The sequence below is a fragment of the Mesorhizobium sp. M1338 genome, assembly GCF_040318045.1.
Taxonomy (GTDB): domain Bacteria; phylum Pseudomonadota; class Alphaproteobacteria; order Rhizobiales; family Rhizobiaceae; genus Mesorhizobium.
This window is the reverse complement of record NZ_JAMYLL010000039.1, coordinates 32,132-56,094: the sequence shown is the minus strand read 5'-3', so window position 1 is coordinate 56,094 and position 23,963 is coordinate 32,132. Positions and strand designations below refer to the sequence as shown.

Genomic DNA, 23,963 nt, shown 5'->3' with positions numbered 1-23,963 from the left:
TGATCGTCGATGAACGCGATCATGGCTTGAACCGGCGGTCGAGCTCCGCCTGGGCAAAATACGCGGAAGCCTTGCGAAGGATCTCGTTGGCCTGGCGAAGCTCGCGGTTCTCGCGTTCCAAAGCCTTGAGTTTCGTCGCCACATCCGTAGGCACACCGGCTCGCACGCCACTGTCGCGCTCGGCCTTCTTCACCCACTCATGCAGCGTCTGCGCCGTGCAGCCGATCTTGGCGGCGATCGACGAGACCGCCGCCCACCGCGAGGCATGCTCGCCTTCGTGATCCAGAACCAGCCGCACCGCACGGGCTCGGACCTCGGGAGAGAACTTGTTGGTCGTCTTGCTTGTCATGGCTCCGCCGCTCCATTGCGGACGTTCGCTGCGATATCCGTGAACCTCATCGTCCGCCGCTGCGTCCAGTTTGACTGAGGTTCCTGGATGCTTTTCGAAATGCTTTGCGCCTCCAGCCGAATTGCGCGCGCTTATGAAGGACGTTGGCGGTCGGGATCCGCAGTGGTGCAAACTTCATCGAAGCGCTTATCGGGGGCTCGAGTCGGAAGAGCGCTATCGCCCTTCCCCCCACCCGAGATGCGGGCATGATCGCGCACGCAGCACGCGAATGAAGGCGACACAAGGGGAAGCCAGTCGGCGGCTTCTAGCGCTTTACTCTGGAGCTTGCAGAGGGACGCGCCACTCAAGCCCATTCAAACCTGAACCGTTCGCAAGGCGTGTTCTTAAGATTCAGCGATGGGGCCTCAGCCAGAGCGCCCTAGCGTTATTTTAATTCGGCTACTGCGCGTCTTCGCGAAACAGAATGGCCGGTTTGCTCAATATTCTGGCAGAAAATCCCAGGAAATTGAGCTTTCTGCATATGTTTTGGCAGGTTTGTGCTTACCCGTGCCCAAATCGGCGGCAGATTTGCGCGGCTTATAATTGGAATTTTTACTTCTAATTTGGCGGGCAACGCAAAAAATATATCCTGCTCTCAAGCAGACAGCCAGACATCGAAGGAATGTGGATTGCCGACGACAGGTTCGACATACAGGGGAAGGGTTTGACCATGAAACAGGTGAAAGTCTCGACGAATTCACTGACCAGAAGAAAGTTTCTTAAAGGTAGCGCGGCCGCTGCTGGGGCTGCCGTCGGATCGTGTGCGATCGGCGGGTTTCCAACGATCTGGGCCCAGGAGATTAAGGATATTGAATTGCGCCATCTCGGCGTTTCGTACTCGGTGGTGAAGGCCATCGGTGACCAGGCCGCCAAGGACCTCGGCTTCAAGGTGACGATGCAGAATCTCGACACCTCGGCAGCCATCAATCGTTTTATCACCCAGCCGAATTCGGTCGACATTGCCGATCTCGAAGGCTGGCAGGCCAAGCTCGCTGCCAAGCGCGGCGTGATCCAGGGCATCGAAGCCAAGAGGATCAAGGAATTCGACAACTTCCTGCCGATCTTCACCAAAGGTGAACTCGACGGGCACAAAATCCCGCGCCAGGGTATCTCTCCCTATGAGGCGCTCTACATCGAGAAACCGGGCTCGACCGAACTGCATGACGGCGTCACCGAATGGCTGACGAATGTCCCGCAGGTCTACAATGCCGATTCCGTCGGCTACCGTCCCGATCTGGTCGGCCATCCGGTCACCGAATGGAAGGAATTGATCGACCCGAAGTTCAAGGGCAAAGCGGCGATCCTCGACGTGCCGGCGATCGGCATCATGGACGCCGCTCTTTGTTTTGAGAGCGCCGACCTGATAAAATACGGCAACAAGGGAAACATGACCAAGGCCGAGATCGACTTCACCATCGACAAGCTGATCGAACTGAAGAAGTCGGGCCACTTCCGGGCCACCTGGACCACATTCGACCAATCGGTGCAGTTGATGGCGGCTGGCGAGGTGATCATCCAGTCGATGTGGTCGCCAGCCGTCGCCGCTGTGAGGGTCAAGGAAATTCCTTGCGTCTATGCCCCGGTAAACAAGAAGGGCGACAAGGAAGGCTATCGCGGCTGGTGCAACGGCATGGGCCTGATGAAACATCTTACCGGAAAGAAGCTCGACGCAGCTTATGAATATATGAACTGGTACATGTCGGGCTGGCAGGGTGCCTTCGTCAGCCGCTACGGCTATTACAGTCCGGTCCCGTCCACTGCGAAGAAGTTCATGACGCCAGCCGAATACACCTTCTGGTACGAGGGCAAACCGGCACCGGAAGAGGTCAAGGATCCCTATGGTGTGCCAATGGAGAAGGTGGGCACCGTGCGCGACGGCGGCTCCTTCGTCGAGCGCGTAACCAATATCTCGTGCTGGAACACGCTGATGGACGAGGCGGCCTACATGAACAAGCGCTGGAACGACTTCAAGGTCGCCTGAGGCGCTAGCCGTAACCGGGCACGCCGTGCCCGGTCGTACCTTCATCCGAAATCTTCGGAGTTCCGCGATGGCGCAAAGCGCTGCGTTGAAGCAAAATCTGGCCGGATGGGCTTACGTGGCTCCACTGGTCGTCGTGCTGATCCCCTTCTTCGTGCTGCCACTGATCGCCGTGGTGGCCGCGAGCTTCTTTGACACCGACGGGTTCGGGGGATTGTTGCCGGCCTTCAACCTCGACAACTACACCGAGATCCTGACCTCGGGACTGACGTTCAATCTCTATTACGAGACGATCAAGTTCACCGTGCTGACCTGGTTCTTCAGTCTCCTCATCGGCTTCTTCGTTGCCTATTTCCTCGTCTTCCATGTCAGAAACCAATTGCTCGCGCTTGGGCTGTTCCTGCTCTGCACGGTGCCGTTCTGGACCTCGAACATCATCCGGATGATTTCCTGGATCCCCTTGCTTGGCAAGGAAGGGCTGGTCAACGAGGCCTTGCTCAAGCTCGACTTGATCGACCAGCCGCTCGAATTCCTGCTGTTTTCGAGCTTCGCGGTGGTGGTCGCCTATGTCCACCAACTGACCATCTTCATGATCGTGCCAATCTTCAATGCCATGGGGCGGATCGACAAACGCATCGTCGAGGCCGCGCTGGACGCCGGCGCCAGTCGTTTCGACATCATGCGGCTGATCATCGTGCCGCTGTCGAAGAGTGGTATCGCGCTGGGCTCGATCTTCGTCATCTCGATCGTCATGGGCGATTTCTTCGTGGTCAAGGTGATGTCGGGCGGCGGTTCGGCCTCGGTCGTCGGCGCCTTCTACGAGGACATCTCTGTGCTGCAGTATCCGACCGCAGCCGCAAGTGCGGTTCTGCTGACGACAATCCTCGTTGTCACGGTCGGCCTGATCCTGCGCTTGGTCGACATTCGCAAGGAGATCACGCGATGAGCCTGGCCCGTGTCTCGGACGCAACCGTCGCCAGCGCACCGGCGCGCAGAAGCAGGGCGATCGCGCCGGCCAGTGGACGCCGGCCGTGGACCTTCTACGTGCTTGCCACCCTGTTCACCCTCTATTTGATGGCGCTCTACGGTCCAATGGCCTGCATCTATATTCTTTCCTTCCAGGATCTGCGCGGCGGGCTGGTCTTCCCGATGAAGGGCCTGTCGCTGCACTGGTTCGTCGACCTCTTCACGCAAGTTCGCACCGGCGATGTCAAAGGCTCCTTCGAGCGCTCGTTCGAGCTTGCGATCGTGGTCACGGTGCTGACGGTGGCCGTGTCCTTCTTGGCCGGGCTCGGCTTCCGCAAGCGCTTCGCTGGCGACACGATCATCTTCTACCTGATGATCGGCAGCCTGGTTGCTCCTGGCCTGGTGCTCGGCATCGGCGTCGGGCTCATCTTCAACGCGGTCGGCGTCGAGGCAAGCCTGTTCACATCGGCGCTTGGCGCGCAGCTTTCATGGACGCTACCTTTCGGGGTGCTTGTCATGTTCGCTGTCATGTCGCGGTTCGACCATGCCTGGGAGGAGGCCGCGCGCGATCTCGGCGCCTCGCCCTGGCAGACGATCCGCCTCGTTGTGATCCCGGTGCTGGCGCCCGGCATTGTCGCTGTCGCGCTGTTCGGCTTCACGCTGTCTTACGATGAATTTGCCCGGACGCTGCAGACGGCCGGCTCGCTCAACACGCTGCCCCTGGAGATCTGGAGCATGACGCTGAACATCACCTCACCGGCGCTCTATGCGCTCGGCACTGTCACAACGATCGTCTCCTTTGTTGTCATTGCTGCGAGCCTGGGCACGATCGCCTCCATGCGGAATCGGCGCGAGTCGCGCCCGTCTGGCCAGTTGGGAGGCGCGGCATGAGCCTCGGCAAGGGCCATATCGAAATCGCCGGGGTCGCCAAGAGCTATGACGGCTTCACCTATGCGGTCGACGGCGTCAATCTGAAGATCCCGGACGGCGCCTATTGCTGCATTCTCGGCCCGTCAGGCTGCGGCAAGACCACGATCCTGCGCATGATCGCGGGCCATGAGGATCCGACCGTCGGCGAGATCCTGATTGGCGGCGAGAATGTCGTCGGCCTGCCGCCGGTCGAGCGCCGCACGGCGATGATGTTCCAGTCCTACGCGCTGTTTCCGCATCTCACGGTGCGCGACAACATCGCCTTCACGCTCAGGGTTCGCGGGCTTTCGAAGACGGAGCGCTACGCCAAGACCGACGCCATGATCGAGAAGGTGCGGATGGCCGAGTTTTCCGACCGCCTCCCGGCGCAGCTGTCTGGTGGCCAGCAGCAACGCGTTGCGCTGGCCCGCGCCGCCATCACCGAGCCGCGGGTGCTGCTGCTCGACGAGCCGCTGTCGGCGCTCGACGAGCATTTGCGCATCAGGATGCGCGCCGAGCTGAGACGCATGCAGCGCGAACTCGGTATCACCTTCGTTCATGTCACGCACACCCAGCTCGAGGCGATTGCGCTCGCCGACATGGTCGTCGTCATGGAGAACGGCAAGATCAAGCAGTCGGGTCCGGCCCGCGAAATCTATGCCGCACCGAAGGATCGCTACGTCGCGGAGTTTCTTGGCGGGCAGAATGTCCTGAGCGGCAAGGTCGGCAAGATCAACGGCACGCGGGCGATGATCGCGAGCCCCGAGATCGCCGGCATTCAGATTCCAGTGCACGCTGGTGCCCGGCTTGAGGCCGGCCAGGCAATCGACATCGCGGTGCGGCGCGACGATGTCGAGCTCTTCCGCCAGGATACGGTACTCTCCGAGGACATGGCATCGGTGCCGGCGACGATCCTCGGCATCGAGTACCAGGGAAACTTCGTCAAGGTGATGCTTGACGCGGCCGGCGAGACGGAATTCGTCGCCTATGTGCCGGAGCGCCGTTTTTTCAAGAATCCGTTCGATGTGGGCGACAACGTCCTTGCCGCATGGCTGATCGACCGCGCACATTTGCTTGCCTAGCCCGGAGCCCGTGATGGAAATCAATCTTACACTCAACACACGCCCGATCAGCGTCTCGGTGGATCCGGCGACGCTCCTGGTTGAGCTTCTGCGCGAGCAGCTCTCGCTCACGGGAACTCATGTCGGTTGCGACACCAGTCAATGCGGTGCCTGCCTCGTGCATTTCAACGGCGAGTCCGTGAAGAGTTGCACCATGCTGGCTGTCTCGGCCGATGGTGGCTCGGTGATGACGGTCGAAGGCCTGTCGGTTGCCGGGCGTGCCAGTCTGCATCCGATGCAACAGGCCTTTCATGAAAACCATGGGCTGCAATGCGGCTTCTGCACGCCGGGCATGTTGATGAGCGCGGTCGATCTCGTCGGACGCGATCCCGACCCGACCGAGACGAAGGTGCGCGATTGGTTGGAGGGCAATCTCTGCCGCTGCACCGGCTACCACAACATCGTCAAATCGGTGATCGCCGGCGCTGCCGCCATGCGCGATGCGAAGTGAGGGGCTTATGAACATGTCAAAAGTGGTCGGTATCGGCGCGTCGCCAAAGCGCAAGGAGGATCTGCGCTTCGTTACCGGGCGCGGCAACTACGTCGCGGACATGAGGCGGCCGGGCATGTTGTACGGCGCGTTCCTGCGCTCGCCGCATGCGCATGCCCGGCTTGGAGCGATCGATGCGACGGCAGCGCGGGCCATGCCGGGCGTGGCGGCGATCTATACCGGCGAAGATCTTAAAGCCGACAATGTCGGCGGACTACCGGTCGGCTGGGGCATCCACGGCAAGGACGGCAACCCGATGAAGGAGCCGCCACACCCGCCGATCGCGCATGGCAAGGTGCGCCACGTCGGCGACGCCGTCGCCTTTGTGGTGGCGGAATCGGTCGAGCAGGCGCGGAGCGCCGTGGAGGCGATCGAAGTCCAGTACGAGGTCCTGCCCGCCGTGGTCGGCGTCGTCGAGGCCCTGCAGGCGGGGGCGCCCGCCGTCCACGACGAGATCCCAGATAATCTTTGTTGCGACTGGGAACTGGGCGACGCCGCCGCCGTGGAGGCGGCTTTTACTGACGCCGCGCATATCGCCAGCATCGAACTCGTCAACAACCGCCTCATAGGCAATCCGATGGAGCCGCGCGCGGCCATCGGTGAATATGATTTCGCCACTGGCCAGCATACGCTGTGGACCACCAGCCAGTTTCCGCATGTGGTGCGCTTCTTGATGGGCGAGTTCGTGCTTCATATCCCCCAGCACAAATTGCGCGTCGTGGCGCCAGACGTCGGCGGCGGCTTCGGCGTCAAGCAGTTCCACTATGCCGAGGAAGCCGTCGTCACCTGGGCAGCCGCCAAGCTCGGCCTACCGGTCAAGTGGGTATGCGAGCGGTCGGAAGGCTTCATCTCCGACGCCCATGGCCGCGACCATTTCACCGAGGCCGATCTGGCCCTCGATGAGAGCGGCAAGTTCCTGGGTTTGAGGGTGCGCACCCTCGCCAATATGGGGGGCTACCTCTCGACCTTCGGACCCAATATCCCGACCAATCTTTATGCACCGCTGCTATCGGGGGTGTACCGGATGCCGGCCATCCACTGCTCGGTCAAGGTGGTCTTCACCAACACCGTTCCCGTCGATGCCTATCGCGGTGCCGGGCGGCCGGAAGCAACCTTCGTGTTGGAGCGTCTGGTCGACGTGGCGGCGATCGAGATGGGTATTGATAAGCGCGCCATCCGACGTCTCAACATGATCCCGACAGAGGCCTATCCCTATCAGACGCCGGTCATCGTCGAGTATGACAGCGGCGACCCGATGGGTTGCCTCGACCGGGCCGAGAAGCTCGCCGATGTGGAAGGATTCGAGCAGCGGCGGCTGGAATCGGCGCGCCGCGGCAAATATCGCGGCCTTGGGCTCTCCACCTACGTGGAAGCCTGTGGGCTTGCGCCATCGCGGCTCGCCGGTAGTCTCGGCGCGCGCGGCGGCCTCTATGAAAGTGCCACGGTGCGCGTGCATCCGACCGGTGCCGTCACCGTGCTGATCGGCACTCACAATCACGGCCAGGGCCATGAAACGACGTTCGCGCAGATCGTCTCGGATCGCCTTGGGGTACCCTTCGAGGATATCGACATCGTCTGCGGCGACACCGCCAAGGTGCAGTTCGGCATGGGCACCTACGGCTCGCGCTCGCTCGTGGTCGGCGGCGCGGCACTTTCGAAGGCGGCCGACAAGGTGATCTTGAAGGGGAGGAAGATCGCGGCCCACCAACTCGAGGCCGATCTAGGGGATATCATCTTCGACGCGGGGGAGTTTTCCGTCGCCGGCACGGACCGCAAGAAGAAGTTCACCGAGATCGCCGGCGCGGCCTATGTACCGTTCGATTATCCGTTGGAAACGCTCGAACCCGGGCTCGAGGAGCAATCCTTCTACGACCCGGTCAATTTCACCTATCCCGGCGGCGCGCATTTCGCCGAAGTCGAAATCGACCCCGACACCGGCACGGTGACGCTCGAGCGCTATACCGCCGTCGATGATGTCGGCACGATCATCAATCCGATGATTGTCGAGGGCCAGTTGCAAGGCGGCATCGCCCAGGGTGTCGGTCAGGCGCTGTTTGAGCACGGGGTCTATGACGAAAGCTCCGGACAACTGCTCTCCGGGTCCTTCATGGATTATTGCATGCCGCGCGCCGACAATTTTCCGTCGATCATCGTGGCGCCGCATTCGACGACCTGTACCCATACGCCGATGGGCGTGAAAGGTTGCGGCGAATGCGGCACCATCGGTTCGCCGGCTGCCGTCATCAATGCCGTGGTCGACGCCCTGCAGCCACTGGGCATCACCCATGTCGACATGCCGGCAACGCCCAACCGGATCTGGAACATCATCCGCAATTCACGCGCCGCGCTTGCAGCCGAATGAGGGGGCTTCGATGAAATCCTTCGCCTATCTGAAGCCCGAGACGACCGTTGCGGCAGCCGATCTGCTTTCCGAGCATGACGACGCCAAGATCCTGGCCGGCGGCATGACGCTGCTACCCACGATGAAGCAAGGCCTGGCCGCGCCGGCAGCGATCATCGATCTCTCAGCGGTAGCGGCACTTCGCGAGATAGCATTCGAGGAGGGTGCCCTGGTCGTCGGCGCAATGGCTCGTCACTACGACGTGGCGGTCTCCGTTCTGGTGCAGACGCATATCCCCGGCCTGGCCTTGCTCGCCGGGCAGATCGGCGACCCGCAAGTGCGCCATCGCGGCACGATCGGCGGCTCTGTAGCCAACAACGATCCAGCCGCCGACTATCCGGCGGCGATCCTCGCGCTCGATGCGACTGTGGTCACGACCAGACGGACCGTTGCCGCCGACGCGTTCTTCGTCGATATGTTCGAGACGGCGCTCGAGCCTGGGGAAATCGTCACCGCTTTCCGAATCCCGGTTCCGGACATGGCAGCCTATGCGAAATTCCGCAGCCCGGCGTCGCGCTATGCGCTTGTCGGCGTGTTCGTCGCACGGACGGCCGGAAAGGTGCGTGTCGCCGTCACCGGTGCGGCCTCGTCGGTTTTCAGGGCGCTCGACGTCGAGGCGGCGCTGCAGGAGCGGTTCGATCCGGATGCGCTCAACCGCGTCTCGATGGATCCATCGGGACTGAATTCCGATATCCACTCGGATCGCGACTATCGCGCCAATCTGGTGATGGTCATGGCACGCCGAGCGGTAGCGGCTGCGCTTCGAAACGCCGGCCAGGGTGCAACAAAAGGACAATAGCGGCCGGCCGGCGCGGTTCGGCCGCGCGAGTCCGGCCCGGGAGGGCTTATGACCGTCAATCCAGCCAATTTCGGCGCGGCCAGCGCGCCGGGCGACCTTGCGCGTCTTTCCGCCGCCGACATGGTCGCCGGCTACAGAGCAGGGCGTTTCGACGCTGTCGACGTGATCGACGATACGGTGTCGGCACTGCGCCGCGCGGACGCTGTCTGTGACATCGTGGTGACCGACCTTTATGACGAGGCTGTTTCCGCCGCCAAGGTGATAGCACAACGCTACCGAAAGGGCATTGAGAACCGTGCGCTGGCGGGCGTTCCTGTTACTGTCAAGGATCTCGTCTTCGTCGCCGGCAAACCGGCGAAAGCGGGCGCACCTTCGCTCGCCGGTTTCGTGCCTGAGGTCGACGCGCATGTCGTGCGCCGCCTCCGTGACGCCGGCGCCATCGTAACCTGCAAAACGACCACCTGTGAATCCGGCTACAAGCTCACCGCCGACAGTCCGGTCAGCGGCATTACCCGCAATCCCTGGTCACCGGACCGCACCAGTGGCGGCTCAAGCGGCGGTGCCGCCGCCGGTGTCGCCGCCGGCTGCGGCCCGCTGGCGATTGGCACCGACGGCGTCGGTTCAATCCGCGTCCCGGCTTCGTTCTGCGGGGTCTTTGGTCTGAAGCCGACCTTTGGCCTCGTTTCGCGCGCGCCCGGCTTCTTCCCGCCGTCATGGGGATCGCTCGCGCATACCGGCCCCATTGCTCGAACGGTCACCGATGCGGCCCTGCTGCTCGAGACAATTGCGGGCTACGACGTGCGCGACGCCGCCTCGCTCGCCCTGAAGCCACAGGAATATTCGAGGATACCGCCGTCAGCGAAGGGCCTGCGCGTCGCCTTCTCGGCCGATTTCGGCTACGCGCCGATCGACCCGCAAGTCCGGGCGGCGTTTGCCACCGCAGTGGATATCCTGGCTTCCGCCGGCGCCGAACTCGTCGAGTTCCCTTTTACCCTCGACCCGCAGATGCTGGACAAGGTGCTCAAGCCGATCGCCTTCACCGAACAAGCGGCATCGGTCGGCGACCGCGGTGAAGAGGCGTTTGTCGGTTCGGACGATGCGTTCCGCGCGGTTCTTCAAAAAGGCCTTGGCTACAGTGGCGCGGACTACATGGCGGCAACGCATCTGCGCACAAGGCTGAGGAGCCAGTTCGTCGAACTGTTCGGCACCGTCGACATATTGCTGACGCCGACGGTCGCAGTCACCGCCTTCGCCGCCGGCACGCTTGGCGCATCCTGCGTCGACGGGCGTCAGGTCGACGCGCATCTGGGCTGGTCGCCCTTCACCTGGCCGGTCAATCTGTGCGGCCTGCCGGCCGCGACGGTTCCTTGCGGGCGCGATTCCTCGGGTCTGCCGATTGGCCTGCAGATGATCGCGCCATGGATGCGGGAGAGCTCCGTCATTGCGCTGGCGGGAGCCTTCGAGCAGGCACGGCCTTGGGCTCTGGAATGGCCGCCGCTCAACTTCCAGTGAGGGGTTCTTCGCTTTCAGCTTCACGCATGTCCGGCATCAGCACACCGCCGATCTCGCGGCTGATATCGAGATAGTGCGAAAGATAGTCGTACAGTGCCTTGGCGGCCGGCGTGGTCGCGCCTTGCGCCTTGTAGAGCAGCAGGTCCACCTTCGGCAGTGTCGGAAATTCGCCGCTAGCGACGATCTCGCGCATGCCCGAAACGAGCGCGCTGCGGCCGAGCACTGTGATGGCCATACCCGAAAACACCGCGGCCTGGAGCCCGCTGACGCTTTCACTGACGCAGGCGATGCGCCAGGGGCGGCCCGCCATTTCTAGGTGCTCGATGGCGTGGTCGCGATAGATATTGCCAGGCGGCAGCAGTGCCAGCGGCAAGGGTGTCTCGATATGCGCCGTTGAGTGTTCCCCGGTGATCCAGACGAGCTGTTCCTGACGCACGACCCGCCCGCCGACGAAGTCGTTCATCCGCGTTACCAGCGCGATGTCGATTTCGCCGCGATGGACCTGCGCGACCAGCGGCGTCGACAGCGAACATTGAAGCTGGACCTGGACACGCGGGAAGGCGCGCTGGAATACAGCCAGGATCGACGGCAGCAGATAGGCCGCGTAGAGATCGGGCGTACCGAGAATGACCTGGCCTTCGATGTCGGGCGACGAGAGGCGCGACAGCAGCTCGTCGTGCAGGCGCAGGATCGAATTTGCATAGGAAAGCACCAGCCTGCCATCGGAAGTGAGCACCATCTTGCGTCCGTCATGACGGAACAGGTTGCAGCCGCAAATGTCGTCGAGTCGCTGAAGTTGCAGGGTAATGGCCGGCTGTGAGCGGCTGAGGCGCCGCGCCGTCTCCGTAATGCTGCCGGTTTCCGCGACACATTGCAGCGATCGGAGCATTCGTATGTCGACGCTGATGAGGTTCATATTCGTGCCCGAGCCAGATCCAATGCGCCCAGCCAATTTCAAGCAAGATTCATTCCAAATCTGATGCGCATGCATATGGCTTCCACCCACGAATATGAACGCCGAGATGCGGCCGGGTCTGACTGCGAAGAAGCAGATGGCCGCAGCCCGATCACCGTGCATGACGGCTACTAGCGAGCGGTCGGCTGGTCGATCGCCACGGGGCTTGCGGGCTGGACCAGATCTGCGAACGCAGGGTAGCAATTTGATCCCAGTCAATGCGAGGTGCCGGGTATTCGGGGTTAGAGTCGGGGAGTCGGGAGAGCGCTACCGCCTTTCCCCCCACTCGGAGAGCATGCGATATGTTCCACAGTGTCGGGCGTGATGGGCCTGTCTCGGTGCTGCAAAGACCGGTAGGGAACGGGAGAGTCTGACCCGAAAGCTATCCACGACGCGAACGGCAACTTCGCGCCTGATTTCGGTCGTAGAGGCAAACTTTGCCTTCGACGAAGCTGCGCGTCTTGGACGGCCGCGTGAGATTGCCTGAGAAGCAGACGACGGTGGGATTTGTCATGGCAGTCACCGGGGTTGCGGGTCCAGTATGACCGGGCAGCTTTCGTCTTTCGCCCAGTCGGCGAAGCTCAGATAGTAGGCGCGGACGTCGTCATATCCGGCTCGGACCGCGGCGGCGGCCGCGAGTGCCGCCCGGCCACCACCGTCGCAATGGGTGATCACGTGACCCCCGGCCTGGAAGCCGGCCTTGGAGAGGAGATCGCGAAGAGCGCTGGGCGACTTCAGGCGGCGATCGTCGAGCAGGTCCGCATGCGGAAGCGAGCGCGCGCCCGGCAAATGGCCGCCCCGAGCGTTACGCCGCAAGTCGGTGCCGGCAAACTCGTCCGCCGTTCGAGCGTCGAGAAGTTGGACGCTGTCCAGGTCGGCCTTCAGCATGTGCCGATCGACCAGCCCAACCGATCCGGCTCCCGGTCGAGCTTGGAACGCCGCTACTTCCGAAGCTTCGCGTGCCTTTGCCAGAAGTTCCGCGCGTTCGCGGATCGCAGGCCATCCGCCGTTCACGATCAGCGCCTCGGCGCCGAAATACTGCAGGACGAACCAGACGCGGGCGGCCTCCGTCATGCGCCCGTCGTCATAGATCACAGCGGGCCGTGGGCCGCCGACGCCGAGATCGGTGATCGCCTGCTCCCAGTAGGCGACGTTCTCAAAGGAGGTCTCGCCCGACTTCGCGGCGGCCTCCCATTCTTCGATTGGCACGCGAACGGCCATCGCCGGGTGATCGGCCTCGAAGGACGCAGGCTCACGTACGTCCAGCAGACGAAACTCGCCAATTGATGGCAGCGCGTCGGGCTCGATGATGGGATCGTGTGGCATCAGATTCTCTCTGACAGGAGGCGCGGCGCCGAATTGTGCCGCAACTGCATTTTGGGCGAGTACTGGCATGGATGCGCTAGACCTCGACCTTGGTGCCGTCGAAACGGGCGAAGCTGAACCCCTCGAACGGCTCGCGATATGTTTGCCGCTCGTTGCGGAGAATGCTGATCGCGAGCTCTTCGCCGAGCGCCAGCGACGCCGAGAAATCCGAGCGCCAATGGATGCCGGCCCAGTCGCGGCCGACGCCGTAGTTCCAGGCAAGCTTGTTGAGCTCGCCTCCGACAGTGAGCGGCCCACCCCGGTAGGGGATGAGCTTAGTCGGATCCTTGGGATCAGTCTGAACCGGGTTCGAAATCACGGCGTCCTCATCGAAGAGCGCCTTGAGGATCGTCACGTTGGACGCGGCGATCTGGGCGGCTCCGCCGGGATAGCTCGAGTGGATCGGCGCGCCCTCGGGGTAGACGTGCGACAGGAGATGGCTGCCGAACTTGCCGACGCTTCGCGCCAACGCAGCCGAGTTCAGGACGTCGCTGTGGACCGGATAGACGTCCACCTTGTTGGCGATACGGTGATGGATCAGACCGCCATACGCTTCCGGCCGTAAAGTGCGGTGGACATAGAACTTCTGCCAGTACGCAACGCGAATGGCCAGCGAGGCGGTGATCGGCAGCAGGCTCTGCGCGTAGGGCAGCCCGAACGTGCCGTAACCGCCGGTCTGCGTCTTCGACTTCACATACGGATTGGATTTGCTGAAGGGGATTCCAAAACCGCCATAGTCCGGATTGGCCTTGTCGGGTGCTACACCAAGGAGCAGGGCTGCCGACCAGAAGGCGGCCGGGTTGTTGTGGACGTATTCCGCGAGATCGCGGCCGGTTGCGATGTAGCGCGGCGTCGGGTCGAAGCTGGTCGGCTTGGCGGGCGGATTGCCGTTCTGGATGGCGAGCCACTCGTCGTAGCCGGTGAGGAAATCGGTCCCGGCCGCGGCGGTGCGAATGCGGGCGGAGATGAGTTGGCTGCCGTAAGGAGCGTCCTTGAGCAGGAATTGCGAGATGTAGGGACCCTGAAGTGTGCCGGGCGGCGTCACATAGCGACCGGTTCGCCGCGACGGATCAGCCACGTCGACGTAAAGCGCCGTCCCACGAAACAGCGACTGTGGAGTAATGCTTCCGTTCCTGCGCGGCCCCTTGAAGGCAGCGAGCTTGCTCAACTCTTCAACCGCGGCGAGCACGTCCTTGCTGCTGGTGTCGTCCGTCAGCTCCGACAGCGGAACGTCGCGCAGGATCGACTGCCAGTAGAGTTCGACAGCCTCGCTGGCCCGCGCCACGCTGTCGAGCGCAGGTGCCGGCGGGATCGCGAACTGCGGACCGACGCAGCCCGTCAGGTTCACGGCAAGGGAGCCGATCGGATTGAGCTGCTTGCGCTTGCCGCCGAGCGGTATCGCCTCGAAGTCGGCCGGATCACCCGAGGCGTAGGCCTTCAGCGTCGCGTCGAAGGCTGGTCTGTCGACTTCACCGCGTTTGTCGTGCGGCAGGCCGCGCGTATCGGAACCGATGAGAGTTGGGTATTTCTCTTCGTCGCCACTGACCGGATGCGGCACGACCGCCACCGCGAAATCCGTGTCCGCCGCGGCGCTCCGCACGACAAAGGCGTGTTTGCGGAAAACAAGGTGGGCGTCCGTCGTCTCCTCGCCGGCATGCGCCCTGGCCGAGCGGACGACCGCAAGGGAAGGCAAGCCTGTGACCGCTATCGCCGCGACGCCTCCGGCTGCTCCAAGAAAGCGGCGGCGGCCGCCGTTGTGGACATCTGCCCTATCCGGTGCGGATGCCTCACGGCCGGTCTGGCCGTCGCCTTCTGATCCGTGATCCCAGTGCGTCATTGCGATCTCCTTGTTTCGCCGAAGCGCTGCATTGATCGAAGGTGTGCCGCGCCTAAACCTCTTCGAGAATTCGCGCTTGCAGGGCGACGGCCGACGTGTCCGCGGCCTCGCGTCGAGGGCGAGGGAGATCGACCGGATTGTCGAGCGCTATGGCGCCGTCGCGGATGACAATCACCCTGTCGGCAAGGGCCACCGCCTCGGCGACATCGTGAGTGATGAGAACCGTCGTGAAACCGTGCTCGCGCCAGATGCGCTCGAGCAGACGATGCATCTCCATGCGCGTCAACGCGTCAAGAGCCCCGAACGGCTCATCGAGGAGAAGAACACCGGGCCGACTCACCAGGGCACGGGCAAGGGCGACGCGCTGACACTGGCCCCCCGACAAGACCGCGGGCCAATCGTTTGCCCGGTCCGCAAGCCCGACATCGGCGAGCGCTGCCGTGGCGGTCTCGCGCCAGCCATTCGCCCGTGCGATTCCGACATTGCCGAGAACACGATGCCAAGGGAGAAGCCGCGCGTCCTGGAAGAGCAGCCGGACGTTCGACTGCAGCGATTGGACCTTCGCGCCGCCGACCGAGACGGTCCCGCTCGTGGGGCGGTCGAGGCCGGCGATCAGGCGAAGGAGCGTGGACTTGCCGCAGCCGGAGCGACCGACAATCGCCAGCAGTTGCCCCGCCGGAATACTCAGACCGAACTCGGACAGCACCCGCCTTTCTCCGAACGACTTGGACAAGCCGTCGAGCAGCACGGCTTCTCCGTTCGCTGAGCGCTCTTCAAGACCACGCTCTGCGAATTCGCGGAGCGTCTCGGTACGAACCAGGACGGAATCCGTTTCCTGGAATACTGTGGGGCCGCCTTCGCGCAGCCGGAGCGCGGTTGCAACTTCTCTCATGGTGCTGCCCTGGTGGCGGCGGGTTGGTACGCCGGATGCCAGGCGAGAGCGCGCGCCTCGATCAGCCGGGTGATCGCGTCGGCGAGCTTGCCGAGCAGCGCGTAGACGATGATGCCGAGGACAACGATGTCGGTCTGAAGGAATTCCCGCGCATTCATTGTCATGTAGCCGATGCCCGAGGAGGCCGAGATCGTCTCGGCGACGATCAGCGTCAGCCACATGATGCCGAGCGAGAAGCGCAGGCCGACAAGAATCGACGGCAACGCACCCGGCAAGATCACCCGCCAGAACAGCGCTAGGCGGCCGAGCCCATAGACGCGCGCCATCTCGATCAGCTTGACGTCGATGGTGCGGATGCCGTGAAAAGTATTCAGGTAGATCGGAAACGCGGTCCCGACCGCCACCAGAAAGATCTTCGCCTCCTCACCGATCCCGAACCAGAGGATGACGAGGGGAATCATGGCCAGGTGCGGCACGTTGCGCAACATCTGCATCGACGAGTCGAACACGGTCTCGGCCGGCCGCGAAATTCCGGCCAGAACGCCGAGGACGAAACCGATACTGCCGCCGATAGCAAGCCCCTTCAGCGCCCGTTCCGTCGAGATGGCGGCATGGGTGAGAAGCGTCCCATTGCGCAGGCCTTCCCAAAAAGCGGCGGCCACCGCGCTCGGAGCTGGCAGCAGGCGGGTCGACATTATTCCGCTGCGCGAAGCAATTTCCCATACGACCACAGTGCCGATCGGCAACGCCCAGGACGCGAGGATCTGCAGTGCCGCTGCGCCTGCGTTTCGAAGCTGCGTCGGGTGAGCCACGGTCAGGATGCCCTTGGCGGCGCCGGGCGCAGATACGGCAGGTCTGTGGCACGCCCGTCAGTCGCTGTGCCGAGGTACCTGCCGTCTCCATGAGACGGCAGGAACCACAGCACGTTGACGCGGTCGGGAAAAAGCTCGTCGGCGACGTTCACGACTGTGGCTTCCTCACGGCATCGGCGATCGAGATCGCGGTCGGGATCAGGCCGAGTTCATGGAACACATCGGCGATCTTCTGCTGCGCGGCCACCACGTCCGGTGTGATCGGTTTCACGCCATAGGAGCGCCGCTGGACTGCGACTTCGAGAATGTCGGCAGGAATGCCGAGTGCCGGCGAAAACTGTTCGGCCACATCGCCGCGATTGGCGTTGATCCATGTGTCGATCTCGCCGAGGGATACCACGATGGTGTCGACGACCTCGGGGTGAGTGTCGACGAAGCCGCGCGAGGCGAGATAGAATTCGTGGTTGTCCACCACGTCGCTGCCGTTCGCCAATTGGCGGGCACCGGTGGCTGCTTCCGCGGCCGCCAGAAATGGTTCCCAGATCACCCAGGCATCGACAGCCTGCTTCTCGAATGCGGCGCGTGCGTCGGCAGGCGGCAAAAATGAGACTTCCACGTCAGAATAGGCCAGCCCGGCTTTCTCCAGCGCCTTGACGAGAAGGTAATGGACATTCGAGCCTTTGTTCAGCGCGACCTTCTTTCCCTTCAGGTCGGCGACGGTCTTGAGCGGGCTATCCTTGGGGACCAGGATCGCCTCGGCTTCAGGCGCCGGAGGTTCATAACCCACATAGACGAGGGGAGCACCGGCAGCCTGCGCGAAGATAGGCGGCGCTTCGCCAGTCGTGCCGAAATCAATGGACCCGATGTTGAGCGCCTCAAGCAGTTGCGGCCCCGCCGGGAACTCGGTCCACTCGACCGTGTAGCCCTGCGGTTTCAGCTTTTCCTCAAGGAGCCCCTTTGTCTTCAGTAGAATGAGTGTGCCGTACTTTTGGAACCCTATTCGGACGATTTTGTCATCCGCATGAGTTGCGGTGGCGGCGGCCAGCGCAATGGTGCCGGCGAGAGCGAGCTTCGCAAGGTAGCTTATGAAGGCATTCATCAATCGGACTCCTCTTCCCAACGTCAGTACAGGACTTTGAAATCAGCTGGCATGAAGCATGCCGCAGTGCTCTGCGCCCGCAATTCAGGAGCGCAGTCGGGGATGCCCGATTTCGTTGAGCGTAACGGGCGGGAGGAGCCCTCACAAAGGATATTCTACTAATCTGATAGAATTTATTGAGAAAGGTTTTCCTTTGGAGGAGAGGACCGACAAAGCACCGGCCCGTGGCCCGAACAAGAAGGCGCCACCTGGCGTCACGTCGACGAAGGCTGGCTGAGCAATGCGGTCGCGAGGCGCTGGCATTGAACGCGGATGTGGGATCGCTTCGATCTCGAAAAAGGTGCCGCGGGTAAGCGCACTGCTGAAATGCGATCTCTGCGGATACGTGAAGCAGCGACGATTTGGCCGTGGTGCCCGGCGAGCATCAGAGACAGGCATGTATCGACCATGCTGAGGCCGCTGCCGATGATGAGGACTTGATCGGCTGGATCGGGCAGGGCGGCGTCATCTGCCCCCTGACTGCGCAAGCAAGGACTGACTGCGGCTCGCCTTCTGATCGTGTCCCGTCGCCAGAACGCATCGCTGCGTCACAACACTTGAACCATCGGCCAGCTCCAAATACTCATCGCGCTCAACGATTCCGACGCATTCCTCGTCGATTATGCGCAATCTTCCATATGAGCCGTTCTCTTTCGAAGTCTCATGCAGCAGCTGCCCGAGATATCTGCCATACAGGCGGCGGGGAGCGAAATAGGTCGTCGGATCATCGATCTGGATATTGCGAGCCCGCAGCCAATGCACGAATGGTCGGGATCATCGGCGAAGGCCTCATATTCGAGGCCGGACATTGAGAAGGTGATCCGGGAGGTCGGTTGAATAGGCTAAGCCTCGTCCAAGCAAGGTCCGCTTTTCGAGGATGACGATGTCAAGGTCGGAATCTCGATTGCGCAGAAGCTGGTCGTCATCAGCACGCCGCTTGCACCGCCGCCGATGATTGCAATCGAGCTCGCCGATACCGTGGGGGCGGCCAAATTCCATTTTCGGCGATGGGCGACCGTCATCAACGAGCGATCTCCGTGCGGCTCGCGAGCGCGGGGCGCGACCCGGGAGGGGGGTATAAGGAGAAATCCGACACGCTCCAGTTAGATGTGATTACTAGGCGGCGTCGAGATTGCGTAGACGCTCGACACAGAGCGCCCGCAACACGCGCGCGGCATCCTGGATGGGCCGCCTCCGCCTGCGAGTAGGCGAGCGCCATAGCCAGGAGATTCTCGATCCCAACCGAGCCTTTGCCGAGGGCGCTCGTCTGCATCATTTCATAGCCGGTGAGCGGAAACCGAGAGCGGCAGAAATTCGCTGGGCGGCTTTGGCCACCATTTCACCGAGTTCGCATATGCGTTCTTCTGGTACGCGGTTTTCCGGGGCGGCGATGTTCAGTGCTGCGACTATCTTGCCAGGCGAAGCGAACACAGGCGCGGTGATCGAAATCAGATCGTCGTTGATCTCACCGCGACTGACGAAAAACTTGGCCTTGCGGATTTGCTCGAGCCCGCCCCTTAGAAGCCGAGGATCGGTCACAGTTTTCTTGGTGAAGCGCTTCAAGGGGCCGGAAAGAATGGCCTCGCGCTCCTCGTCATCCATATGGGCCAGGAATGCCTTACTCGAACCAGCATGTAGTGGGCGCCGTCGGCCGACAATCGCGTTGACGCGAAGATCTCGCTTCGGCTCCCATTTGGCGACGCAGAGGCTTTCCTGGTCATCGCGGATTCGCAGTTGTGTGGTTTCGCCGATCTCCTGACCGAGTTCTTCCAGAACAGGGTTTGCAATGCGGATCAGGTCCATCTGTTCGCTAGCGGCGTGGCCGAGCATCAGCGCGGCGAGGCCGAGACGATAGCCCTTTCCATCCGATGACCGCGCCAGCAAGCCGCGCTTCACCAGCGTCTGCAAAAGCCGGAAAGCTCGTGCCTTGCTGTCACCAGAACGCCGCGCGATTTCGGAAACACCAAGATCTGCCTCGCCGGCCACAGTGTGCAACAAACTGATCGCGCGATCGACGGAATCGACCGTGTATCGGGTGTCTGCCTGATCGGTCATTTCTCACTCCCTCCCCAAAACATCTGATTCCGAAGGTTAAATGAGGAATTTCGTTTCGTCCAGTGAAACAACGGTTTATCTGCGTTGACAAACGGAGAAGCTTTCTTTTCAACTCGCTGTCAGGAAGGAGGCCGGCACCGTAAGCGAACCCCCCAACAGGGTCGATGATGGCAAGCGGCAGCGGAAAAGAACTCCTCCGATGGAACTATCCAGAGTGGACACGGAGAAAACCAATGAAGAACCGGACAATATCGCGCCGTGCGCTGATGCAATGGGCGCTCGGCAGTGCCGCCGTCTTGCAAGGCGCCAACTGGACGGGAGTGGGGATGGCCCAAGCTGCGGCGGCAAGCGGCCAGTTGCGGATCGGCATGGCTGCTCCGCCGACGACGCTGGACCCGCATCTGAAGAGCAACGCGCCGAACAACGCGCTTGCCACCCACATCTACGACACGCTTGTCACCAATGACGAAAAATCCGTCTCGAGACCGGGGCTCGCGACGGCCTGGCGCGTGGTCGACGACACCCATTGGGAGTTCGACCTGCGGCCGGACGTGCGCTTCAGCGACGGCGAGCCGCTCACGGTAGACGACATCGTCGTCTCATTCGACCGGGCCAACACAATCGAAAGCACCGCGTCCTTCCGGACCTACACGCGCAACATCAAGTCGATCACCTCACCCCAACCCGGCAAGCTTCTCATCGAAACCAAGCAGCCGGAGCCGCTTTTGCCCAATTCCCTCAGTCGCATTCGCATCATCCGCGCCAAGTTCAAGGATACCGCGAGCGATCAGTTCAACAACGGCACCGCGGCGATCGGCACCGGCCCGTATGTGCTGAAGGAATATGTTTCCGGCAACCGTGTCGCGCTTTCCGCCAATCCCAACTACTGGGGACCGAAGCCTGCCTTGCCGGACGTCGAGCTTCGCATCGTCACCGATGCCGGCGCGCGGCTTGCGAACCTGCTCGCCGGCGATCTCGATCTGGTCGAACAGGTGCCCTATGAAGGCGTTGCTCGCGTCGAAGAGGACGAACGTTTTCATATCATCCGCGGCGTCTCGAGCCGGGTCGTCTTCTTTTCCCTGGACACGTTCCGAGACGTCACGCCCTTCATCACTGGCAAGGACGGCAAGCCGCTCGACCGCAACCCGCTGAAGGATCTGCGCGTGCGGCAGGCGCTGTCCATGGCGATCGACCGCGGCGCCATTGTGGAGCGCTTGATGCAGGGCAATGCCATTGTCGCTTCGCAGTTCCTGCCTGCCGGCGCCCCGGGCACTTCGGCTGCTATCAAACCCGTTCCATTCGACACTGCAAAAGCCAAGGCCCTGCTCGCCGAAGCTGGCTACCCCGAGGGCTTCCGACTGACTATCCACGGGCCCAACGATCGTATCGTCAACGACTCCAAGATCGTGCAGGTGGTGGCCCAGATGCTCACCCGCATCGGCTTGAAGGTCAGCGTGGACGTCATGCCCTGGTCGGTTTATGCCGACAAAGCGGATGCGCATACGTTCAGCTTCAATCTGGATTCTTGGGGCGTAAACACAGGCGAGACTTCGAACCCGCTGACGGCGCTGATTGCGACGCAAAATTCCGACGCTGGTCTGGGCATCGCCAATTCGGGCCGCTACTCCAATCCCGACGTTGATGCCAAGCTCGCCGTGGCCAAGCGGACGCTCGATGATGCCAAGCGCGAAAAGATGCTGTCGGAAATTAGCGAGATTGTCTTCAACGATGTCGCCCTGATCCCGATGCACCACGAGGTTCTCGTGGTGGCTGCCCGCAAGGATATTCAGTTCACGACGCGGGCCGATCAGTACACGCTGGCCATGAACGCCAAGACTGCCTGAGGAGTTGTCGACTTGACGAGCATTACCACTGGGTTCGTTGCAGATCGCGGTCGCGCTATCTATGATCTTGGCGCGACCGCAATCTTTGCTTCCAAATCAGATCCGCGCTTTCACTATTGTCTCTATGTACCGCGCTCGGTCGGAGACGGCGCCAAGGTCGATCTGCTGGTTGCCATGCACGGCACCGGCCGAACCTCCTTCCTGGACTTCCGAGACGGTTTCGCTGAGTTCGGGCGCTGGAATGACTGCGCCATTTTGTGCCCGGTATTTCCAATGGGCGTTCTGGGCGATGGTGCCCGCAGTGGTTACAAATACATGCTGGAGGGCGAGATCCGCTACGATCAGGCGCTGCTCGCCATCGTCGAGGAAGTCAGTGTCAAATACCGTCAGGACTGGAGCCACTTCGCTATGTTCGGCTTTTCCGGCGGCGGGCATTTCACGCATCGTTTCGCCATTCTGCATCCCTATCGGCTGTGGGCGGCTTCGATCGGCGCGCCCGGCTCGGTGACCCTGCTCGACCCGACCCGGGACTGGTGGGTAGGCATTCGCGATCTTCCAGAGAAGTTCGGTATCACCTTCAACGCCGCCGCACTGGCCAACGTGCCTGTCCAGATGATTGTCGGCGACGCTGATCTGGAGACTTGGGAAATCACGCATCGTGAAGGCGGGCCCCACTGGCTACCCGGAGCCAACGATGCCGGCCGCACGAGGCCGGAACGCCTCAGGGCATTGTGTCAATCGTTCGAGCAAGTGGGCGTGCGCGTCCGCTTCGATTTGCTGCCGGGGGTCTCGCACGACCGATTGGAGGTTCTTGATCCCGTCCAGGATTTCCTCGCAGAAGAACTCAAGCAACGACGGAACGCGTCGTGATGAATGCAATGATCGTTGCCCCACAGCCCGAAGCGGTGGAGGCAGGCGCCCTTGTGCTCAAGCGCGGCGGCAACGCCGTCGATGCGGCGATTGCCTGCGCTTTCATGCAGGGCGTCGTGGATCCACAAATGTCCGGCCTTGGGGGCTTTGGCTCGATGCAGGTCTATATGCCACGGCGCGGCGTGCACGAGGTGCTTGAGTTCTATGCAAGGGCGCCGCTCAAGGCCTCCCCGGATATGTGGAGCGAACTGCTGGTCGGCCAATCGCGTGACGGTTTCGCTTTTCTGCTGGAAGGCGGCATCAGCGAGGTCGGCTATCTCGCCGTTTGCACTCCGGGCAGCGTCAAGGGTTACGCCGAGGCGCTGGAGAGATACGGCACCTTCGATTGGGCCGACGTCATCGCACCCGCGGCCGGGCAGGCGAGGCGAGGTTTCATGGTCCGTCCGCATGTCCATTGGTATTGGGCGCAGGACGGAGTCGATACCGGCGAAGTGCGGACCCTCGACAAGCTGGGTTTCAGCAAGACCGGACGCGCCATTTATTTCCGCGCCGACGGCACGGTGAAGCTGCCGGGCGACATCGTCGTCAACGCCGACCTCGCGCACACGTTGGAGCGCATCGCTGCAGCTGGCCCTGATATCTTCTACAAGGGCGAGATCGCCGACGAAATCGCAGCCGACATGGCCGCGAATGGAGGCCTGATCGAGAAAGACGACCTGGCTAACTATCAGCTCTCTATCGCCGAGCCACTCTGGGGGGAGTATCGCGGCTACGGCATCGCGACCAGCCCGCCGCCCGCCAGCGGCATATCCATGCTGCAACTGCTCCATACCCTTGAGCATTTTGACATCGGTGCCCTGGGCCACGGCAGCACCGAGCATGTCATCGTACTGGCAGAAGCGATGAAACGCATGACCAACGACAAGGATCGACACCTCGGCGATCCAGCCTATGTCGATGTGCCGGTCGGGCGTCTTTTGTCCCGGGAGTATTGCGGTCAAATGGCCGACGAGATCAAGGCTGGGGTTCGGGCCCAAGTCCAGCGAGTGGAGGACCGGTCGCCGCGCGAGACGACGCATATCTCGGTGATTGACCGGGAAGGGAATGCCGTCGCATTGACCCACACGCTGGGCAGTCCGTCGGGAGCGATCACCGATGGCTTGGGTTTCATGTATAACGGAACGATGAGCCGCTTCGATCCGAGGCCGGGCAGGGCAGGATCGCTGGCTCCTGGCAAACGGCGAGCCAGCTCAGCGGCGCCCACTATTGTCTTCAAGGATGACCGGCCGGTAATTGTGATGGGAGCGCCGGGCGGCAGCTATATCGCGCCATCGATGGCCCAAGGCCTGATGAACATCATTGATTTCGGCATGAGCATGCCGGAAGCGGTGGCCGCCCCGCGGATCGTGGCGGTGTCGAACACGATCGACGTCTCCAACCGCGTTCCACGCTATGTCACCGACGAAATCGAGGGCAAGGGCTACGAGGTGAAGCGCTCCTGGCAAAGTTACGCCTTTGCCGCTCTTCACGGAATCCAGATCGAGGACGGAGTTTGTCGCGGCGGCGCCGATCCGCAACGCGATGGCATGGCTATGGCGGTGCCGGCGTGACGCGTTTCGTACACGCGACCT

Annotated in this window: 20 protein-coding genes, 1 pseudogene and 1 other annotated feature; of the genes and pseudogenes, 11 read left to right on the top strand and 10 right to left on the bottom strand. The window is 62.2% G+C overall.

Annotated features, from left to right (window positions below):
* Positions 1-65, bottom strand: a sequence feature (AL1L pseudoknot). This feature is flagged as partial in the annotation.
* Positions 1-349 (bottom strand): annotated as a pseudogene (locus tag NKH19_RS25560) (transposase); the annotation flags it as partial. (Overlaps the previous feature by 65 nt.)
* Before the next feature lie 709 nt (positions 350-1,058).
* Here NKH19_RS25560 and NKH19_RS25555 point away from each other — a divergent pair.
* The 8 genes from NKH19_RS25555 to NKH19_RS25520 all read left to right on the top strand — a co-directional run bounded on the left by NKH19_RS25555 (position 1,059) and on the right by NKH19_RS25520 (position 10,564).
* On the top strand, positions 1,059-2,369 hold the full coding sequence (locus NKH19_RS25555) for an ABC transporter substrate-binding protein (RefSeq protein WP_352872300.1): 1,311 nt from the start codon (positions 1,059-1,061) through the stop codon (positions 2,367-2,369).
* Positions 2,370-2,436: 67 nt separating this feature from the next.
* Entirely contained in the window at positions 2,437-3,312 is an 876-nt protein-coding gene (locus NKH19_RS25550) for an ABC transporter permease (protein WP_352872298.1), read from the top strand.
* Positions 3,309-4,223 carry an ABC transporter permease gene (locus NKH19_RS25545; protein WP_352872296.1) on the top strand — a complete coding sequence of 305 codons (915 nt, stop codon included), beginning with the start codon at positions 3,309-3,311 and terminating at the stop codon, positions 4,221-4,223. Before NKH19_RS25550 ends, NKH19_RS25545 begins: the two co-directional genes overlap by 4 nt.
* On the top strand, positions 4,220-5,323 hold the full coding sequence (locus tag NKH19_RS25540) for an ABC transporter ATP-binding protein (RefSeq protein WP_352872294.1): 1,104 nt from the start codon (positions 4,220-4,222) through the stop codon (positions 5,321-5,323). The genes NKH19_RS25545 and NKH19_RS25540 overlap by 4 nt, the downstream gene beginning before the upstream one ends.
* Positions 5,324-5,336: 13 nt before the next feature.
* The gene (locus NKH19_RS25535; RefSeq protein ID WP_352872292.1) at positions 5,337-5,813 is read left to right on the top strand and encodes a (2Fe-2S)-binding protein; all 477 of its coding nucleotides are present in this window, start codon (positions 5,337-5,339) and stop codon (positions 5,811-5,813) included.
* A gap of 13 nt (positions 5,814-5,826) precedes the next feature.
* Positions 5,827-8,214: a xanthine dehydrogenase family protein molybdopterin-binding subunit gene (locus tag NKH19_RS25530; RefSeq protein WP_352883270.1), complete on the top strand. Its 2,388-nt coding sequence runs from the start codon at positions 5,827-5,829 to the stop codon at positions 8,212-8,214.
* A gap of 10 nt (positions 8,215-8,224) precedes the next feature.
* Positions 8,225-9,052, top strand: coding sequence for an FAD binding domain-containing protein (locus NKH19_RS25525; RefSeq protein WP_352872290.1), 828 nt, complete (start codon positions 8,225-8,227; stop codon positions 9,050-9,052).
* A gap of 48 nt (positions 9,053-9,100) precedes the next feature.
* A complete protein-coding gene (locus NKH19_RS25520) occupies positions 9,101-10,564 on the top strand; it encodes an amidase (RefSeq protein ID WP_352872288.1) in 1,464 nt (487 codons plus the stop codon).
* On the opposite strand, the gene NKH19_RS25515 is transcribed toward NKH19_RS25520, so the two are convergent.
* The 9 genes from NKH19_RS25515 to NKH19_RS25475 form a co-directional block, all read right to left on the bottom strand.
* Complete coding sequence (locus NKH19_RS25515) at positions 10,551-11,480, bottom strand: LysR substrate-binding domain-containing protein (RefSeq protein ID WP_352872287.1); 930 nt, start codon at positions 11,478-11,480, stop codon at positions 10,551-10,553. The genes NKH19_RS25520 and NKH19_RS25515 overlap by 14 nt on opposite strands.
* Positions 11,481-12,038: 558 nt before the next feature.
* Positions 12,039-12,845 (bottom strand): sulfurtransferase, encoded by an 807-nt coding sequence (locus tag NKH19_RS25510; RefSeq protein ID WP_352872286.1) that lies wholly within the window; start codon positions 12,843-12,845, stop codon positions 12,039-12,041.
* 76 nt (positions 12,846-12,921) lie between these two features.
* Positions 12,922-14,721: a vanadium-dependent haloperoxidase gene (locus NKH19_RS25505; protein WP_352971435.1), complete on the bottom strand. Its 1,800-nt coding sequence runs from the start codon at positions 14,719-14,721 to the stop codon at positions 12,922-12,924.
* 52 nt (positions 14,722-14,773) lie between these two features.
* Positions 14,774-15,469, bottom strand: coding sequence for an ATP-binding cassette domain-containing protein (locus NKH19_RS25500; protein ID WP_502911026.1), 696 nt, complete (start codon positions 15,467-15,469; stop codon positions 14,774-14,776).
* A 140-nt stretch (positions 15,470-15,609) separates the two neighbouring features.
* Positions 15,610-16,425 (bottom strand): aliphatic sulfonate ABC transporter permease SsuC, encoded by an 816-nt coding sequence (ssuC, locus tag NKH19_RS25495; RefSeq protein ID WP_502911025.1) that lies wholly within the window; start codon positions 16,423-16,425, stop codon positions 15,610-15,612.
* Between the two features lie 148 nt (positions 16,426-16,573).
* Positions 16,574-17,524 (bottom strand): sulfonate ABC transporter substrate-binding protein, encoded by a 951-nt coding sequence (locus NKH19_RS25490; RefSeq protein WP_352872282.1) that lies wholly within the window; start codon positions 17,522-17,524, stop codon positions 16,574-16,576.
* A 504-nt stretch (positions 17,525-18,028) separates the two neighbouring features.
* Positions 18,029-18,325, bottom strand: coding sequence for an FAD/NAD(P)-binding protein (locus tag NKH19_RS25485; protein WP_352872280.1), 297 nt, complete (start codon positions 18,323-18,325; stop codon positions 18,029-18,031).
* Between the two features lie 80 nt (positions 18,326-18,405).
* A complete protein-coding gene (locus NKH19_RS25480) occupies positions 18,406-18,588 on the bottom strand; it encodes a hypothetical protein (RefSeq protein WP_352872278.1) in 183 nt (60 codons plus the stop codon).
* A gap of 247 nt (positions 18,589-18,835) precedes the next feature.
* The gene (locus tag NKH19_RS25475) at positions 18,836-19,618 is read right to left on the bottom strand and encodes an IclR family transcriptional regulator (RefSeq protein ID WP_352872276.1); all 783 of its coding nucleotides are present in this window, start codon (positions 19,616-19,618) and stop codon (positions 18,836-18,838) included.
* A gap of 233 nt (positions 19,619-19,851) precedes the next feature.
* On the opposite strand from NKH19_RS25475, the gene NKH19_RS25470 reads away from it, so the two are divergent.
* From NKH19_RS25470 to ggt, 3 genes are read left to right on the top strand one after another with little or no spacing between them, the layout of a single operon-like run.
* Positions 19,852-21,462: an ABC transporter substrate-binding protein gene (locus tag NKH19_RS25470; RefSeq protein WP_352872274.1), complete on the top strand. Its 1,611-nt coding sequence runs from the start codon at positions 19,852-19,854 to the stop codon at positions 21,460-21,462.
* A gap of 12 nt (positions 21,463-21,474) precedes the next feature.
* On the top strand, positions 21,475-22,332 hold the full coding sequence (locus tag NKH19_RS25465) for an alpha/beta hydrolase (RefSeq protein WP_352872272.1): 858 nt from the start codon (positions 21,475-21,477) through the stop codon (positions 22,330-22,332).
* The gene (gene ggt, locus NKH19_RS25460; RefSeq protein WP_352872270.1) at positions 22,329-23,942 is read left to right on the top strand and encodes a gamma-glutamyltransferase; all 1,614 of its coding nucleotides are present in this window, start codon (positions 22,329-22,331) and stop codon (positions 23,940-23,942) included. The genes NKH19_RS25465 and ggt overlap by 4 nt, the downstream gene beginning before the upstream one ends.
* The last annotated feature ends 21 nt before the right edge of the window (positions 23,943-23,963 follow it).